Origin of the sequence: Bacillus sp. JJ675, assembly GCF_036963165.1 — a bacterium.
GTDB lineage: Bacteria > Bacillota > Bacilli > Bacillales > Bacillaceae > Bacillus > Bacillus glycinifermentans.
In genome coordinates, this window is sequence record NZ_JBALMR010000030.1 from 34,988 (window position 1) to 50,432 (window position 15,445).

Below are 15,445 nucleotides of genomic sequence, written 5' to 3' on the forward strand. Positions count from 1 at the left end.
CCTTGAAAATCGAACGGTTATTAGGAATCATTGTGTTATTGATTCATAGGAAAAGAATGAAAGCTGTGGACTTATCGAGGTACTTTGAAGTATCGGAGAGAACGATATATAGAGATATCGATTCTCTTAATCGTGCCGGGATTCCCATCGTATCGCTTCCAGGGCAAGAGGGCGGTTATGAATTAATGGATGGGTTCAAATTGGATAAAAAATATCTAACTTTAGATGAATTACTCTCTATACAGTGGGCGTTGAAAAGCATTGAAAAGGCTACCGGGTTTGAAGATATCAATGAATTGATTTCGAAAATTAATCAATTAATTGACTCGCCCACGCAAGATAAAAACCATTCGAATAACAGTTCTCAATATATACAAACAATATACAAATCAATTCAAAATTGTAGTGTGAATAAGATTCGCTATGTAGATCAAAAAGGAAATGAAACAGAGCGAGACATTGAACCGATGGGCATTTTTTTAAAAGATTACCACTGGTATACATGGGCTTATTGTTTATTGCGAAATGAACTCAGAGTATTTAAATTAACAAGGATCATTGAAATATGTAACACAAATCGCTTTTTTACCAGGCGTCCATATACGATGCAAGATCTATATATAAAAGAAGAAAAATCGGGAAGCAGCATAAAGCCATTCGAGGTTTGCCTCCAATTTAACCGAGAGATGTGGGCACAAGTATTAGATAACTTTCAGGAAGATGAAATAGCGAATAATCCTGATGGAACAATTATTGTAAAAAAAAGTTATTACACCATTGATAAAGCTATATCACAAATTATAAGTTTTGGAAATCAAGTTCGCATTATCTATCCTAGAGAGTTAATTCTAAAGTTTATGAAGTGTTTAGACGAAATAAAAAAATTATACAAAGATTACAAGTAATTAACGAAAAATTGAGTTTTTTGACGAGAGGAAAAGGGGGGCTTTATTACATTATCGCAAGCATCTTGCTTTTATCCCGCATCAAGCTTTTTCAGCATTTGGCAGACAGGGATATGATCCAAATTTATATATTTAAAAATCAGCGTAATTGTATATGAATGTTATCCTTTACAGAGTGAATTCTGGAAAAATTAGATTGGCGGGAAACTCTTCGATAACCAAATAAAGTTGCAAATATGGACCGATAAGTTTCCGCTACTTCGTCAAGCATCCGGGTTAAAGAGCAATTCTTAATCATCTATGAAACTGAAGCAATCAAAACTGTACCAATTAATTAAGTCAATGAACCATGTTAACGAAAATTTTGTTCACTCAAGGCTGTTCGGGAAAATGCTGCTCAATTTCCAGATGGTTACGAATTTATGGAGCTGATTTTTCCACACTGATTAAGGCTATGAAAGCGGGGGTTTTTTAACCCTCTTCCACCAATTAATCCGAACACTCTATATTTTTTGAGCCAAAAGTGCATCTCGCTGAATGAAGTCATTCATTCTAACACAAGCATTTTGTGGTATAGTGAATTGATGGAATAATTTACAGGGAATGGAGCGGAGAATACGATGCTGTTCCAAAATGGTGATGTAAAGGTTCGTCAATTAAAAAATGGTGATCAGCGCCTTCTAGCCAAATGGCTTTCTGATCCGGCAGTTCTTGAATTTTATGAGGGAAGAGACAATCCCTTTGACGTAAACAAGGTCCAGCAGGTGTTTTATGATGATGAAGATGATGAAACAAAATGCATTGTAGATTTCAACGGAAGAGAAATTGGATATATCCAATTTTATCAGTTGGATGAGGAAGAGAAAAAAACATACGGATACCGTGATGAGACCGTTTACGGATTAGACCAGTTTATAGGCGAGACAGATTATTGGAATAAAGGAATTGGAACACTGCTTGTGACTTCCATGGTTCACTATTTAATTGAGCATCATCAAGCAGACCGGGTAGTGATGGGCCCTCACGCCACCAATGAAAGGGCTTTAAGGTGCTATGAAAAATGCGGCTTTAAAAAGGTGAGAATGCTTCCGAAACACGAATTTCATGAAGGCAGATATCAAGATTGCTGGTTGATTGAATATAAAAAAAGTGCGCAATAAAAGAAAAGGGCCAGGTCCTCTCATGTTTGCATTTTTTCTGTATTCGAATGGGTGAGAATTAAGAAGTACCTTCTGAAGCTTCAGGAAAAATAACGAGGCTGATTATCCATCCTTGCTCCTTAAAAATGAGAAGGCTGTTTTTTTGTATAGTTGAAATCGGGTACAAAAGAGTTTAAATCACGTAATCGGGGTGGTTAGTATGTACGAGTCCAAAAAACATTTAAAAGAGGAAATTCATAAGCGTTATTTGTTATTAGACGGTGAGTTCGACGGTATCCCTGATGAATATAGAGATGTGCGCGACAACGATGTAGACCGGACTCCGGGAGAAATCATTGCTTACCAACTTGGATGGTTAAACCTTCTGATGAGCTGGGACAAGGATGAGCGCTTAGGGAAAACGGTGATAACGCCTTCACCTCATTATAAATGGAACCAACTGGGGGCGCTCTATCAATCTTTTTACAAAACGTATTCCCACCTTTCGTTAACTGAACTGCGCCAAGAATTCAAAAAAGCAGAGGCGCAGTTTCAGTCTTGGATTGATACGCTTACGAATGAAGAGTTATATACTCAAGGTACATTAAAATGGACAGGCACTAACCCGAAATGGCCTGCCATAAGGTTTATTCACATCAACTCTGTAGCTCCGTTCAAAAGCTTCCGGACTAAAATAAGGAAGTGGAAGAAGAATCAATTGGATTGAAAATGTATGATCTGCAAGCTGCTTTGTTCAGCTTTTATTAAGTATGATGTTTGATCAGATCAAGTGTGTGGAAGAGCAGGCTCCGATCTCCCCAGTTCCCGTGCCCGGGTACGACCGTTTTGACGTTCGGATATTTGTCGATTACCTGTTGAACAGAGTCATCCCATTGTTCTACATTTGCATCAGAAAGATTCCCCAGATCTTTTGCCTCTAATGACTTAATGAAGCATCCGCCGAATAATAATTGAGATTGGGGAAGCCAAACGGTAATGTTGTCTTTCGAATGCCCTTCCCCGGGATAAAAGGCCTCGATTACGGTGTTGCCTACTTTCATCACGGGCCTTGCATCGAGTGTCGGATTGGGCGAAGGATACCCATATTCTTTAGCAAGCTTTGCAGTCAATCGGGTACTGCGAACATCGATTCCCTGATTCAGCAGCGCACGGATGCCTGAAATGCTATCATCATGCGCATGGGTAATCAGCGCCAGAACAACTTTTTTCTTTAAGTGCTTTTCGCTTAATCTTAATAATTCTTCAGTTTTTTGGTCGTCCCCCCATGCTGTATCAATCAGGACTAACCCTTTTGAAGTAGAAATAACTAACCCATTGTGGTCATAGGTTGTTCCATTCCAATCATTGAATGAAGTATGCGCCCATACGTTGTTATTCAATTTTGTTAATACAACCGTCTTTTCCGGATTGGTAATCTGAGTTGGTGATGATGTTTTAGATTGAGCAATGATTTGAGAATTAAGCGATGTCATCACAACGGATAATGCAAGCAGCAAACTTAACACAACTTTTCCTATCATACCCGTGCTTATTTTCAAAAGAATCTCACCTTTCCTGCATTGGATTTTCACAAAAAGCTCGTACTTGGCAAAACAATTTATGATACATATACGATATTCAGAATGAAATCCCTCTTAACGATGTTTTTCTGAGTTTTTATTGTTGCTGTAAAAAAACAAGAAAAAGGAGACCTTGGGGGTCTGCCGGATCTGACAGGATCGGGTTAACCCGGCTGCATAAAATTTGGAAAGGTTGTTCATCATGAGAAACCGCTGCGAGTTCAACAATGGCGAATCTAAGAATGTTTCCTATTGACAATGTTTCCCTTCATTTATATACTGTTGAGTAAATACAGTGAAAGGAAAAGGTATAGGGGACATGAAGCAGTAATCTTATTTTCCATCGTTTTTTTAATACGAAAAAACGGAAACTTGGAGAATAGGATGAGTCTGCCCTTTTATACCTTTTTTGCATTGCCTTCAGCATCCGTATGTCTATTTGTCGTACTGATGACGATGCTGTTTTGGCAATGCATCATTCGGCATGCTATCCTCTCCGGGTTTCCCGCGGGAGGTTTTTTTATGACGTTTTTAATGAAAGTGAGAGGCTTGAAAAAGAGCTTTGGAGACCAAACGGTTTTACAGAACATCGAATTTGATATGACACGCAATGAACGAATCGGGTTGGTTGGATATAACGGAACTGGAAAAACGACGCTTGCCAACATCCTTGCCGGTCGCATGGAAGCTGACAAGGGCTCCATTCAAACGGAACACGCGCTTAAAATAGGCTACCTGCAGCAATCTGTCGCGTATTCGGTCAATGATTTCAGCGATATGTTAGGCGGTGATGAGAGCGGCGGTTTGTATCAGCTGGCGAGCCAATTGGGGCTCACAAAGGTTCAAAGCTGGAATACAGAAAGGCTTCACCATATGAGCGGCGGAGAAAAACTGAAGCTTGCGCTTGCCTTTGTCTGGCAAACGATGCCTGATGTTCTCATCTTGGATGAACCGACAAACCATCTGGATGCAAACGGAATCAGCTGGCTCATTGAAGAGCTTCAAACGTTTCAGGGGGCTGTCTTGATCATTTCGCACGACCGCTACTTTTTGGATCAGTCCGTTTCAAAAATCTTCGAGCTGGAAGATGGGCTATTGCATGCATATGAAGGAAACTACTCCGCTTACCGCAGCGAGAAAAAACGGCGATACGAAGCACAGCTGCACCAATATGAAGTACAGCAGAAGCAGAAAGAAAGAATCGAATCGCAAATCGCAAATCTGCAAAATTGGTCTCAGAAAGCCCACCGGGATTCAACCAAAAAAGAAGGCTATAAGGAATATTACCGGGTAAAAGCAAAAAAGCTCGACAACCAGGTCAAATCCAAATTGAAGCGTCTCGAACAGGAGCTGGAAAAAAATAAAGCCGAAAAACCGAAAGGCGAAGAGACGGTCAAGTTTCAATTTTCTTCAGGCGAAAAAAGGGGAAAGCGGATTATTGAAGCGAAAAATGTCACGAAGGCGTTTGGCGGCCGCAAGCTTTTTGAAGACAGCAGCTTTTTCATCAAGCACGGAGAGCGGATCGGTCTGGTCGGAAGCAACGGCTGCGGCAAAACGACCTTGATCAGAATGATGCTGGAAGAAGAACCGGCGACAAACGGAACCCTTTGGAAAAGCCGGTCAATCAAGACCGCTTATTTAAGCCAGGATGTCAATGATGTTAACGAAAATCAAACCGCGGCAGAAGCGCTGCAGCTGTTTGACAGGCGCGATATGGCACACGCGCGCACGATTTTGGCCAATATGGGGATAAAGGAAGACCGGTTTGACCGGAAAATCGGGACGTTCAGTCTGGGTGAGCGCACACGGATTAAGCTGGCGGGCATGATCATCAAGGATTACGATGTCCTCGTGTTGGACGAACCGACCAATCACCTTGATTTGCCGACTAGAGAACAGCTTGAGGACACATTGCTCGACTTTCAGGGGACGATTATCATCGTTTCGCACGACCGGTATTTCATGGAAAAATTGTGCGACAAGCTTCTTGTATTTGAAAAGGGACGAATCCGGCGCATCGAAACGGGGCTGAAGGACTATCAGAGCAAAAAGGAAGATCCCCAAATCGATCATGACGAGGCAGAGCGGCTGCGCATCGAAACGCGCATGACCGCAATTCTTGGAGAGCTGTCAGAGCTCACAGAGGAGAACCCGAGATATCAAGAGTTGGATCAGGAATTTATCAAGCTTTTGAAAAAGAAACAATCGCTGTCGAAAAAGTGAACAATGAAAAGGCAAACAGCCATCTGTGTTTTCTCACGCAGATGGCTGTTTTTTTCGTTAGCCTGTGTCAATCGTGGTTTAAATTACCATATTGTTAGAAGTCATCCAAGGCAATAATAGGATAAAAAAGATGGACTTAGCAAAACGTAAAAATGAAGGTGATCAACATGTGGGAAACGATCTTTTCTTTTTTTCCGGACTGGCAGACAATCATGCAAGCATTTTTTGTCTTTTTAATCCCGTACGCCATTTCAAAGTTTTTTGTTTGGGTTCGTACAACAATAGAGGGTGAATAAGTACATGAGATGGTGGAAATCAAAAACACGGAGGATACGAAAGCAGCCCGTTCAGCATGAGCTCCCTGAAAAACCGTCCCAGGAATCAACGGGATATTTCACCGGCGATTTGGATCATGACCTGAAAATGGTCAAGGAAGAAATAGGGCATAACTCAGATGTGCATTTTCGGGAATTTGACATCGGGCGCACAGGTGTCAGAGGAGCGGTTGTTTTCATCGATGTGATGTCAGACAAAGACTTGATTGATAAGCACATCATGAAATCGCTGATGGCTGATTTTTCCGAAGAATATAAAATAGAGCTTTCTTCATTAAAAAACAATCTGCCAGGACTGATTAAGTCTCAAATTTTGCCCATAAGCGAAGTAAAAGAAGCAAATCATATCGGCAAAACGGTTCCGGAAGTCTTAATGGGTTCAACCGCGCTTTTTATCGACGGTTTTGCTGGAGTATTCGTTTTGGGTACGACAAAGGGAAATACGAGGAATATTGAAGAGCCTTTATCAGAGGCCTTGGTCAGGGGAGCCAGGGTGGGCTTTACCGAAACGATAGGTACAAACACCGCACTTTTAAGACAGCAGGGGAAAAATGAAAACCTGTCGCTGATTGAATTTGAGGTAGGAAAACGGGCGACAAAAAAGCTTATTGTTGCCTATATCAAAGAGGTGGCTGAACCGGATCTGGTGGAAGAGGTCAAAAAAAGAATCCTAAAGATTGATATCGACCTTGTCCCTGAGTCAGGTTATGTTGAACAGCTGATCGAAGACAATTATCTCAGCCCTTTTCCGCAGGTGCAAAGCACTGAACGCCCTGACCGGGTGATGAGCGCTTTGATGGAAGGAAGGGTGGCGATTTTGCTGGATGGGACGCCCTTTGTTTTAATCGTGCCTGTTACATTCAGCATGATGCTGCAATCACCCGAAGATTATTATGAACGCTGGATACCGGGTTCATTTATCCGGATCTTGAGGTTTGGGGCAGCTATGATTTCACTGTTGGGGCCGGCTTTATATATTTCCTTTATTTCGTTTCATCCGGGGCTGATTCCGAGCGAGCTTGTGATATCCATAACAGGGACGAGGATAGGGGTGCCGTTTCCTTCCCTGATCGAAGCTCTCATTATGGAAGTGGCCATTGAAATTTTGCGGGAAGCCGGTCTGCGCCTGCCTAAACCGATCGGGCAGACGATAGGGATTGTCGGCGGTCTCATTATCGGCGAGGCTGCCGTGCAGGCCGGGATCGTCAGTCCCATCATGGTCATCGTTGTTGCGGTAACGGCAATTTCTTCATTTGCGATTCCGCAATACGGTGCCGGAATTTCACTCCGTATGCTGAGGTTTGCGGCGATGTTCTGCGCAGCTGTGTTTGGATTATACGGGGTTATCATGTTTTTCCTGTTGCTTTCCTGCCATGCCGTGAAACTGAAAAGCTTCGGCGTTCCTTATGCCAGTCCGGCTGTGCCCTATCGTTTAAACGACTGGAAGGATTTCATTATTCGAATGCCGATTTCGATGATGAGGCGCAGGCCAAAGATGATAAAAACAAACGATTCGTCGCGCAAAAGCTAGCTTGGAAAGGAGTGAATCTTTAAGATGATCAGGCCGAAAGACCGCATAACCACTTCACAAACAGCCGTTATCGTCACCAGCTTCCTGCTTGCAACCGGAATTTTGACGCTTCCGAGAACATCGGTGGCTGAAGTGAAGACGCCTGATGTTTGGATCGCTCTTTTATTAGGGGGACTCATTGCGCTCACGGCGGGAATCATCATCGTGGCGTTAAGCCGCCAGTTTCCTGAAAAAACGTTTTATCAATATTGCGGGGAGATAGTGGGAAAACCGATCGGCGGATTGCTCAGCCTGTTTTTCAGTTTATATTTCTTGGCGCATGCGGGCTTTCAGGTTCGTTCGATGCTTGAAATTACGCAGTTTTTTTTGCTGCAAGGGACGCCGGACTGGGCGATCACCATGATTTTTTTGTGGGTGGGACTGTATTTGATCATCGGCGGTTTAAATCCGATTGCGCGCTTGTTCGAAATCATTCTTCCCATAACGGTGTTGCTGTTTTTGCTGGTGACTTTTATGAGCATCGGGATATTTGATGCGGACAATTTGCGGCCTGTTTTAGGAAAAGGGATTTTACCGGTATTGAAAGGAGTGAAAGTAACGGCTCTTTCTTTTTCGGGAATTGAAGTGATGCTCTTCCTGCTGCCCTTTATGAAACATCCTGATCGGGCGATAAAAGCTGTCGCAATGGGAACCGTGATTCCTTTGTTCTTCTATATGATAACCGTCGTCATGGTCATCGGCGGATTATCGATTGACGGAGTGGTAGCCCGTACTTGGCCGACGATCGATCTGATGCGAAGCTTTGAAATGCCGGGGCTGATTTTTGAACGCTTTGAATCCATGATGCTTGTCATCTGGATCATGCAGCTTTTTACGACGTTTGTGATTTCTTATTATGGCGCTGCATTAGGGTTATCACAGCTCTTTCAGAAAAATATTCAGCCTGTCATGTTCGGTTTGCTGCCGGTGATCTATTTGATTTCGGCTGCCCCCCACAATATCAACGGCCTGTTTGAGTTCGGAGATTTTATCGGGAATAGCGGATTTTTTTTCGGCGGCTTGCTGCCGCTTCTGCTTCTCGCGATTTCAAAGATCAGGAGGAAAATGAAAAGACGGACGGGTTAAAGAAAGAGGAAGATGGCTGGAAGGAAGTGTTCAATTATGAAGGTCGACGCGAAAGACCGAATTACCGTTGCTCAAACCGCCATTATTGTCACCAATTTTCTTCTCGGGACAGGAATTCTGACATTGCCGCGAACATCGGTGGAAAAAGTGAAAACGCCTGATGTTTGGATCACTGTATTGTTTGGTGGATTGGTCGCAATCCTCGTGTCATATATTATGGTGAAATTGAGCAGGGAATACCCGGATAAGACGTTTTATGAATACAACCGGGAAATCGTCGGCAAATGGGCGGGCGGGTTGATCAGTCTGCTGCTGATTTGCTACTTTCTTACTATATCGGGATTTCAGATTCGCTCAGTAACAGAGGTGAGTCAGTACTTTTTGCTTGAAGGCACCCCGATCTGGGCGTCTGCGATGGTGTTTTTATGGTGCGGCTTCTATTTGCTGCTGGGCGGCATCAACCCGATTGCCCGTCTGTTTGAAATCATACTTCCGATTACGGTTATTATTTTTTTGCTTGTCGCTTTATGAGCATAGGGCTATTTGAAATTGACAATCTCCGCCCTGTGCTGGGGAAGGGAATTATCCCTGCTATGCAGGGGATAAAAACCACGACTTTCGCTTACACGGGTATTGAAATCATGCTGATCATCGTCCCTTTTATGTCACAGCCCGAAAAGGCGTTTAAAGCAGTCCTCATCGAGACGGTTTTCCCGATTATGTTTTACATGATCACGGTCATCATGGTGGTCGGAGCGCTTTCCATCGACGGTGTTGTGACAAGGACATGGCCGACAATCGACCTGATGAGAAGCTTTGAAATTCCCGGCCTTATATTTGAACGGTTTGAGTCTCTGCTGCTTGTCATCTGGATCATGCAGATCTACTCTAATTTGGTTATCAGCTACTATGCTGCTGCCTTAGGACTGTCACAGCTCTTTAAAAAAGACATTAAACCATTTATGTTCGGTTTGCTCCCAATTGTCTATTTGATCGCGATGGCGCCGAAAAACGTCAACCAAGTCTTTCAAATCGGAGACGTGATCGGCAACAGCGCCATTTATTTATGCGGCACAGTCCCGTTGCTGCTTCTTTTGATTTCGAAAGCGAGGAGGAGGAAAGTTGAAACAAATCATTAAAAAAATCCGTTTCCTATCCGCTATTTTGCTTCTATTTTTAACCGGATGCTGGAGCAACCATGAAATTGAAGAGCGCGGTTTAACATTTGGAATGGGGTTTGATAAAGGCAAGGAAACCTCCCTGGAAAAGAAGTTTGATAAAGTAGGGGGATACTATCCGAAAAAAGACCGGATTACGATAACCTACCAGTATGTAAACGAGCAGGCAGCTGGAGGAAGCGGAGGTACGGGACAAAAATCTTACATTAATGTATACGAAACAGGAGACTCGGTCCAGCAAATCACGACTGAAATAGCCTTAAGAAAGGGGCCCGTATACGGCTCGCATTTAAAGGTAATTGTCATCGCCGCTGATCTCCTGCGCACTTATTCCTTCGATGAACTGCTTGATCAGCCTCTCCGTGATGATGAAATAAGACCAAGCAGCATTGTCCTCGTTACAAGAGGAAGGGCGAGAGATACGCTTGAACTAAAGGAGACAGGCGAAATGCCGGCGTTTCATCTGCGCAAAGTCGTTGAAAATGCCTATCGGGCGAAAAAAATTCTGCCTCCTGTGACACTTGCCAAAATGATGGGGAAAATGAGGGCGGGAACAAGCTATTTGATCCAAAATGTGGCGAGTGCAGAAGGAGAAGTTAAATACGCGGGAGCCGCTGCGATCAACGGAAAAACGAATAAACTGATCGGTTTTTTGAATGAACAGGATTTAGACGGGGTGATGTGGATTATCGGACAGGGAAGAGGCGGCACTGTCAAAAGCTATGATCCAAAAACAAAAAAGCTGCTGGCTTTTTCGGTGGAATCGATCAAAAGCGAGATCAAGCCGATTGTGAAAGGAAATCGTATTTCATTTCAAGTTCATATTACATCTGAAGGGCACCTTGCCGAAAAATGGAGCGCAGCTGATAAAGCTTTTGACAACAAATTTTTGGAGCGAACAGAAAGAAAGTCAGCCCAAACCGTTGAAAAGCTGGTGGAGAAAGCGACTCGAAAAATGCAGACAGTATACAAAGCAGACCTTGCAGGATTCGGAAATGAACTGAGAATCAAACATCCCCGGCTTTGGGATAAGCTGAAGAATAACTGGGATGAGACATTTACAGAGATTCCGATTACAATCCATGTTCAGTTTACGATAAAGGACTACGGCACCCTTGGATAGCATTAGTCGCAAAAAAAGAGATAACAAGGCGGTTGATCTCAATGAGCAGTGCATTTGACAAAATTACGACTTCTCAGGCTATCGTTGTTTTTGTGAATTATATTTTGGCGGCGGGTATACTTAGTCTGCCTCGGACAGCCGTGCAAGAGATGGGAACACCGGACGTCTGGCTGGCTGTCATATTCGGCGGGATGATTACGATGGCAGCCGGGGTAGTCATGACGAAATTAAGCCAGGGCTACCCTGGAAAAACATTTTTTGAATACGGCGGCGATATTGTTGGAAAATGGATGGGCATTCTGATCGGCTTGTTTTTTATCGAGCATTTCATTACGATTGCGGCATTTGAAGCAAGGATAATGGCCGAAATTACCAGCTTTTTTTTGCTTGAAGGAACCCCGCTCTGGGCGATCACGATCACGATGATGTGGGTCGGCCTTTATTCAGTGAAAGCCGGCATGGGAGCGATTGCGCGTCTGTTTGAAATCATATTTCCTATAACGGTGATTATTTTTTTGACGGTTGTTTTGATGAGCAGCGGAATATTTGAACTGGATAATTTGCGGCCTGTGCTGGGAAAAGGAGTGATGCCGGTGCTGCAAGGAACCAAAGCAACCGTTCTTTCTTTAACCAGTGCGGAAGTGATGCTGTTCCTTTTGGCGTTTATGAAAAAGCCTCAGAAAGGCGTAAAGGTCGTTGTGGTGGGGATAAGCATTTCCCTGATTTTTTACTTGGTTACCGTCATATTTGTTATCGGTGCGCTTTCTGTTGACGGTGTCGTTACAAGGACCTGGCCGACGCTTGATCTGATGCGAAGCTTTGAAATTCCCGGTTTGGTATTTGAAAGATTTGAATCTTTGCTGCTCACCATCTGGATTATGCAGCTGTTCGCAACGTTTGCTATTTCATATTACGCGGCATCGCTGGGCCTGTCCCAGCTGTTTCATAAAAATATCCACACGGTGATGTATGCCTTGCTTCCGGTCATGTATGTAATAGCGATGACACCCAAGAATTTGAATGGCATATTTCAATTTGGAGACTTCATCAGCCGGCTGGCCGTTATCTTATTTGTCTTGGTGCCGATTCCGCTCCTTATGATCTCAAAAATAAGAAAAAAAAGAGCTAAATCCTCTGCCACACCTTAATGGAAGACATAGAAAAGCCGGAGAAAATACTCTCCGGCTTCGTTTACTTGCTTTTCGCGCTTATGTTCATCCGATCCTTCGGCATAAGGAGCACCAGAAACAAGGCGATGGCCGCTGATAAAATCGCCCATGAAAACGTATGGACAATAGAGTTTGACAGCGCTTCTGTTATCTGCTTTAGAACATCAGGCGGAATCGAAGCTCTCGCGCTTGATAAAATTTGATTTGCGTCATGCTGGGCAGCAGCCCCCGGCACTTCTCCACCTTGAGAAAGATCTGACATTTGTTCTGAAAAGCTGTTTTTCTGCAGCATGCCGAAAATGCTGGCGCCGACCGTCATCCCGAGCGAGCGCAGAAAGTTGCTTGTTGAAGTCGCAGAACCGCGCTGATTTGGACCGAAATGATGAATGGCCGCCATGCTTAAGACGGAGAAGGAAAAACCAACCCCCAGGCCGACGACGATCATATACCCCGTCAACAAGAGGCGGGGAGTATCGGTATTCATCGTACTCAGCAAAGAAAAACCTGCAACTAAAAACAAGCCTGAAATGAGCATGATGTTCCTGTAGCTCATTTTCGTCGTTAAAAAACCGCCGATCTGCGCGGAAATGACTGAGCCGAGCATCATCGGCAGAAGGATGAGCCCAGAATTTGTGGCCGAATCTCCGTATACGCCCTGAACAAATATCGGAATCTGGACGGTCGCCGAAATGAAGGTCGCGCCGTAAAATAATGCGACAAGGGTGCTCGCCGCAAACAAACGATTTTTAAACATGTCAAGAGAAATGATCGGTTCAGCCGCCTTTCGTTCAATCAGGAAGAAACAAATGAAAAAACAAGCTGAACCTCCAAAGAGCAGAAGAATGACGTTTGAATTCCAATCGTATGTTTCACCGCCGAGCTCAAGCGCGAACATGAGGCATACAACTGCACCCACAAGCGTAATAGCACCGAACCAGTCGATCTTTTGCTTTTTGCGCTGCTTTGCTTCTTGATAAAATAAGAGTATCAAAATGAAAGAAATAAAGCCGAGCGGCAAGTTAATGTAAAACACCCAATGCCAGCTGATGTAATCTGTAATATAAGCGCCGATCAGCGGCCCGAAAATGCTTGACAGCCCGAAGACGGCACCGAACAGACCCGATATCTTGCCGCGTTTTTCAGGCGGAAAGATATCAAAAATAATCGTAAAGGCAATCGGTATGAGAGCCCCGCCGCCTATTCCCTGAATGGCGCGGTAGATGCTGAGCTGTTCAATGCTCGCAGCCGTACCGCAGAGCGCAGAGCCGGCCATAAATAAGAGGCTGCCGAAGAGAAAAAAGCGTTTTCGGCCGTACATATCCGACAATTTCCCGAAAATCGGCATACCTGCCATTTCGGCGACCATAAAAGCAGATACGACCCAGACAAAGCTGTCGAGTCCGCCGAGGTCGCCGACAATCGTACCCATTGCGGTAACGACAATCGTGTTATCCATCGATGCCATGAGAATGGCCAGCAGCAATCCTGCTATAATAAACCCTAATCGCTGATGCTGTGTATGTGACAAAATCATCTTTCTCCTTTAATAAATATTCGGCCTTAGCATAGGTTTGGCATAAGAAAATCAATCCTGTTATAATTAAATTATATTAGGAGGTAAATATCTTAGCTGCTAAGATATTATGATTTTAATGAAGGGTGTTTCAGATGTCAAGAAAAAATCAAACGAAAAGAGAGGAACTGATCAAAGAGCTGATCCGGCAGCTGAGATTCAACAGTACGGCAACCGTTTTCATGCATCAGGCGATCGCCGAAAAATTCGAACTGAACGAAACGGATCACAAATGCTTGGAAATCATCGCAAGGAGCGGGAAGTTAACAGCCGGTGAGCTGGCGGAAAAAAGCAACTTGACGACCGGGGCGATCACGGGAGTCATCGACCGTCTTGAAAGGGCGGGCTATGTCAAAAGGATGAGAGATTTAGCAGACAGAAGGCGGCTTTTGATCGAGCTCATCCCGGAAAACATGACGGACATTTACAATTTATTTGAAAACCTGACTGAAGCTTCCGTCAAGTTCTTCAAGCGATATACAGATGAAGAGCTGAGCATTATCACCGATTTTGTGAAAAACAGCGCCGAATTTGCTGCGAACTATGCAAAACGGCTGAGGGAATCGGGACATAACAATGAAAAAGGCCCCGGCGTCTGAGCCGGAGCCTTTATTTCATATTCAGCGAAGAAGCTGAAGCACGTTTTGCGGCTGCTGATTGGCTTGGGCAAGCATCGCTTGGGATGCTTGAGAAAGAATGTTGTTTTTTGTAAACTCGCTCATTTCTTTCGCCATGTCCACGTCGCGGATCCGGGATTCGGCAGCCGTTAAGTTCTCAGATGAAGCACTGAGATTGTTAATCGTGTGTTCGAGGCGGTTTTGAACGGCTCCGAGCTTCGAACGCTGTGCAGATACTTGTTTCGTCGCAGCGTCAATGGCTGCAAGCTGGTTTTCAAAAGAGTACTTCTTCTTGTCATCTTCGCTTAAATCCGTACCGTCCTTATTTTTTCCGGTTAATTTCGTGACATCGATTTCGGCGATTTTAAACCCGGCAGCCGTCACCGTGTTCCCGTCTTCATCCTTTGATGTGCCGTCTGCAAGTCCTAAAGCAGTGACGGACATGTTCTCGATGTTCACGCTGATCGTTTGCCCGCTGTTCGCTCCGATTTGGAATTGCAGTTTTTCTCCTCCGTCAGATTTGAACGTGCCGTCCAGGAGGTTCTTTCCGTTGAATTGCGTCCGGTCGGAAATCCCTTTGCTCGCATTTTCGCCTTCTGTCCCGCCGATCTCTTCAAGCAAAGAGCTGATTTCGTCCTGGATCGCGCTGAGATCGGTCGTATCTTGCGTGCCGGTGTTGTTGGCCTGAACAGTCAGCTCGCGGATGCGCTGAAGAATGGAGTGGGTTTCGGTTAACGCCCCTTCAGCCGTTTGAATAAGAGATATCCCGTCTTGAGCGTTTTTAGAAGCCATTTCAAGACCTCTGATCTGTCCTCTCATTTTTTCCGAAATCGCAAGTCCTGCTGCATCGTCTCCGGCGCGGTTGATGCGGAGTCCTGAAGAAAGCTTTTCCATGTTCTTTTAGCTTGCATTGCTGTTTGCAGACAACCGGTTCAGCGTGTTAAGCG

The 15,445-nt window shown here is 44.3% G+C and carries 11 protein-coding genes and 2 pseudogenes; 10 read left to right on the forward strand and 3 right to left on the reverse strand.

Annotation, left to right across the window (positions count from 1 at the left end):
• The first annotated feature begins 2 nt into the window (after positions 1–2).
• The 3 genes from V7126_RS08445 to V7126_RS08455 all read left to right on the forward strand — a co-directional run bounded on the left by V7126_RS08445 (position 3) and on the right by V7126_RS08455 (position 2,771).
• Positions 3–905 carry a helix-turn-helix transcriptional regulator gene (locus tag V7126_RS08445; protein ID WP_335497526.1) on the forward strand — a complete coding sequence of 301 codons (903 nt, stop codon included), beginning with the start codon at positions 3–5 and terminating at the stop codon, positions 903–905.
• Positions 906–1,525: 620 nt separating this feature from the next.
• Entirely contained in the window at positions 1,526–2,065 is a 540-nt protein-coding gene (locus V7126_RS08450) for a GNAT family N-acetyltransferase (protein ID WP_175075096.1), read from the forward strand.
• Between the two features lie 199 nt (positions 2,066–2,264).
• The gene (locus tag V7126_RS08455) at positions 2,265–2,771 is read left to right on the forward strand and encodes a ClbS/DfsB family four-helix bundle protein (RefSeq protein WP_175075097.1); all 507 of its coding nucleotides are present in this window, start codon (positions 2,265–2,267) and stop codon (positions 2,769–2,771) included.
• 37 nt (positions 2,772–2,808) lie between these two features.
• Here V7126_RS08455 and bla read toward each other — a convergent pair whose 3' ends face one another.
• Entirely contained in the window at positions 2,809–3,603 is a 795-nt protein-coding gene (gene bla, locus V7126_RS08460) for a subclass B1 metallo-beta-lactamase (protein WP_175075098.1), read from the reverse strand.
• A gap of 543 nt (positions 3,604–4,146) precedes the next feature.
• On the opposite strand from bla, the gene abc-f reads away from it, so the two are divergent.
• The 6 genes and pseudogenes from abc-f (at position 4,147) to V7126_RS08490 (ending at position 12,287) form a co-directional block, all read left to right on the forward strand.
• Positions 4,147–5,847, forward strand: a complete 1,701-nt coding sequence (abc-f, locus tag V7126_RS08465) for a ribosomal protection-like ABC-F family protein (RefSeq protein WP_216898601.1) — start codon at positions 4,147–4,149, stop codon at positions 5,845–5,847.
• Between the two features lie 300 nt (positions 5,848–6,147).
• The gene (locus tag V7126_RS08470; RefSeq protein WP_335497527.1) at positions 6,148–7,713 is read left to right on the forward strand and encodes a spore germination protein; all 1,566 of its coding nucleotides are present in this window, start codon (positions 6,148–6,150) and stop codon (positions 7,711–7,713) included.
• 24 nt (positions 7,714–7,737) lie between these two features.
• The gene (locus V7126_RS08475) at positions 7,738–8,838 is read left to right on the forward strand and encodes a spore germination protein (RefSeq protein ID WP_175075101.1); all 1,101 of its coding nucleotides are present in this window, start codon (positions 7,738–7,740) and stop codon (positions 8,836–8,838) included.
• Between the two features lie 36 nt (positions 8,839–8,874).
• A pseudogene (locus V7126_RS08480) lies at positions 8,875–9,977 on the forward strand (spore germination protein).
• The gene (locus V7126_RS08485) at positions 9,973–11,139 is read left to right on the forward strand and encodes a Ger(x)C family spore germination protein (protein WP_175075195.1); all 1,167 of its coding nucleotides are present in this window, start codon (positions 9,973–9,975) and stop codon (positions 11,137–11,139) included. Before V7126_RS08480 ends, V7126_RS08485 begins: the two are co-directional and overlap by 5 nt.
• Before the next feature lie 41 nt (positions 11,140–11,180).
• Entirely contained in the window at positions 11,181–12,287 is a 1,107-nt protein-coding gene (locus tag V7126_RS08490) for a spore germination protein (protein WP_216898605.1), read from the forward strand.
• Positions 12,288–12,330: 43 nt separating this feature from the next.
• Here V7126_RS08490 and V7126_RS08495 read toward each other — a convergent pair whose 3' ends face one another.
• The gene (locus tag V7126_RS08495; protein WP_236809501.1) at positions 12,331–13,773 is read right to left on the reverse strand and encodes an MDR family MFS transporter; all 1,443 of its coding nucleotides are present in this window, start codon (positions 13,771–13,773) and stop codon (positions 12,331–12,333) included.
• A 203-nt stretch (positions 13,774–13,976) separates the two neighbouring features.
• On the opposite strand from V7126_RS08495, the gene V7126_RS08500 reads away from it, so the two are divergent.
• Positions 13,977–14,480, forward strand: a complete 504-nt coding sequence (locus V7126_RS08500) for a MarR family winged helix-turn-helix transcriptional regulator (RefSeq protein ID WP_175075104.1) — start codon at positions 13,977–13,979, stop codon at positions 14,478–14,480.
• A 21-nt stretch (positions 14,481–14,501) separates the two neighbouring features.
• Here the strand turns inward: V7126_RS08500 and hag are convergent.
• A pseudogene (gene hag / locus V7126_RS08505) lies at positions 14,502–15,445 on the reverse strand (flagellin Hag); the annotation flags it as partial.

Coding starts and splice junctions, on each gene's coding strand:
- V7126_RS08450 (WP_175075096.1), top strand. CDS start 1,526: ATGCTGTTCCAAAATGGTGATGTAAAGGTTCGTCAATTAAAAAATGGT.
- V7126_RS08455 (WP_175075097.1), top strand. CDS start 2,265: ATGTACGAGTCCAAAAAACATTTAAAAGAGGAAATTCATAAGCGTTAT.
- abc-f (WP_216898601.1), top strand. CDS start 4,147: ATGACGTTTTTAATGAAAGTGAGAGGCTTGAAAAAGAGCTTTGGAGAC.
- V7126_RS08470 (WP_335497527.1), top strand. CDS start 6,148: ATGAGATGGTGGAAATCAAAAACACGGAGGATACGAAAGCAGCCCGTT.
- V7126_RS08475 (WP_175075101.1), top strand. CDS start 7,738: ATGATCAGGCCGAAAGACCGCATAACCACTTCACAAACAGCCGTTATC.
- V7126_RS08490 (WP_216898605.1), top strand. CDS start 11,181: ATGAGCAGTGCATTTGACAAAATTACGACTTCTCAGGCTATCGTTGTT.
- V7126_RS08495 (WP_236809501.1), bottom strand. CDS start 13,773: ATGGCATCGATGGATAACACGATTGTCGTTACCGCAATGGGTACGATT.
- V7126_RS08500 (WP_175075104.1), top strand. CDS start 13,977: ATGTCAAGAAAAAATCAAACGAAAAGAGAGGAACTGATCAAAGAGCTG.